General features: G+C 73.4%; 2 protein-coding genes. Both read right to left on the reverse strand.

Annotation, left to right across the window (positions count from 1 at the left end; translation table 11 throughout):
- Positions 1 to 21: 21 nt before the first annotated feature.
- Positions 22 to 885 carry an alpha/beta hydrolase gene (locus AB0C69_RS42060; RefSeq protein ID WP_360362488.1) on the reverse strand — a complete coding sequence of 288 codons (864 nt, stop codon included), beginning with the start codon at positions 883 to 885 and terminating at the stop codon, positions 22 to 24.
- A 38-nt stretch (positions 886 to 923) separates the two neighbouring features.
- On the reverse strand, positions 924 to 1661 hold the full coding sequence (locus tag AB0C69_RS42065; RefSeq protein ID WP_360362491.1) for a Clp protease N-terminal domain-containing protein: 738 nt from the start codon (positions 1659 to 1661) through the stop codon (positions 924 to 926).
- Positions 1662 to 1731: the final 70 nt, after the last annotated feature.

The following is a 1731-nucleotide window of genomic DNA, read 5'->3' on the forward strand; positions in this document are numbered from 1 at the left end:
CCGCGCCGGCCCCGGCGCCCGTCAGGCGGAGGTGTGCCGCAGGAGCGCCGGGACGACCGCGTCCCAGGTGCGGCGCGGAAGCTCGTTGCCCGTGCCCGGCAGGACGAGGAGCTCGGCGGACGGGATCTCGGCGGCCAGCGCCCGGCCGTTGCCCAGCGGGAAGAAGGGGTCGTCCTCCCCGTGGACGACGAGGGTCGGGGCGCTGATCTCGGGAAGGCGCTCGCGCCAGCGGTCGCCGGTGTCCAGGGCCGCGAAGACGGTCCCCATCTGGTTCGCCCGGTGCGCCTTGCCGGGGTCGGCCCCGGTCACCGTGCGGTCGAAGATCCGCTCGATGTTCGCGCGGGCCTCGGCCTCGTCGAAGGACGTGCCCGCCGTGTGGCGGGCGTTCTCGACCTGGAAGGCGACCACCGACTCCCGGTCCGTCCAGTCGACCTGCGGGCGCTGCATGAAGCGGGCCATCAGCTCCGGGGCGTGGTCGGGCAGGTCGGGGTCGGCCGGCCCCGGGGCGGTGGGCCGGGTGGCGACGAGGGTCAGGGTGGCGACGCGGGACGGGTGGTCGAGGGCGAGGAGCTGGGCGATCCAGCCGCCGGCGCCGAACCCGGCGACGTGCGCGGACGGCAGGCCGAAGGCGTCGAGGACGCCGGCGGCGTCGGCGACGAGGTCGCGCAGGGTGTAGCGGGGCGCCTCGGGGTCGGCGGTCTCGGACCGGCCCGTGTCGCGCAGGTCGTAGCGGACGGCGAACCTGCGCGAGGCGGCGAGGCGCTCGCACAGGTCGTCCGGCCACGTGAGCATCGTGTTGCCGATCAGCAGGATCGGGCTGTCGGACGGGTCACCGAACGTCTCCGCGCACAGTTCCGCCCCGTTGGCCTTGATGAGCTTCTCCATGGTGGGGTGGACCGTGCGCGGAGCCGGAACTCATCGCTTCACGGCGCGTCCCTCTTGGCGGCGATGGCCTCCAGGGCGGCGGTGATGTTCGCCTCGGCGGCCGCCTTGTCGACGCCCGCGTCGGAGAGGGCGCCCGTGCCGTCCTCGAACTCCAGCAGGGCGAGCAGGATGTGCTCGGTGCCGACGTAGTTGTGGCCGAGGCGCAGAGCCTCGCGGAACGTCAGTTCGAGGGCCTTCTTGGCGTCCTGGCCGAAGGGGATGAGCTCGGGGAGCTCGCCCTCCGCCTCCGGCGGGAGCGCCGCCGTGGCGGCCTGCCGGAGGGTGTCCAGCAGGACGTCCTGGGCGAGGATCGCCTTGGCCGCGAGCGCCTCGGGCTCGGTGAGCAGGGCGAGGACGAGGTGGGCCGGGGTGATCTCGGCGTTGCCGGCGGCGCGGGCCTCGCTCATCGAGGCCACGACGACCTTGCGGGCGCGCTCGGTGTAGCGGGAGAAGCCCTGCGAGGGGTCGAGGTCGGGCTGCTCCCCCTTCGGGACGAAGCGCTTCTGCGCCGCCTGCTTGCTGACGCCCATGCTCTTGCCGATCTCCGTCCAGGACGCGCCGGAGCGGCGGGCCTGGTCGACGAAGTGGCCGATGAGGTGGTCGGCGACCTCGCCGAGGTGCTCGGCGGCGAGGACCGCGCTGGTCAGCTGTTCGAGGGCGTCGGTGTGGACCTTCTTGATGCCGTTGATCAGGTCGTCGAGGCGGACCTGGACGGGAGGCCGCTGGGATTCGGTCATGCGTCAACCATAGGTTGACGATCCTCGATCGTCAACCTTGGGTTGACGCTCACCAGCCGGCGGCCCCGGC

The organism is Actinomadura sp. NPDC048032, assembly GCF_040653175.1.
Lineage (GTDB): Bacteria > Actinomycetota > Actinomycetes > Streptosporangiales > Streptosporangiaceae > Spirillospora > Spirillospora verrucosospora.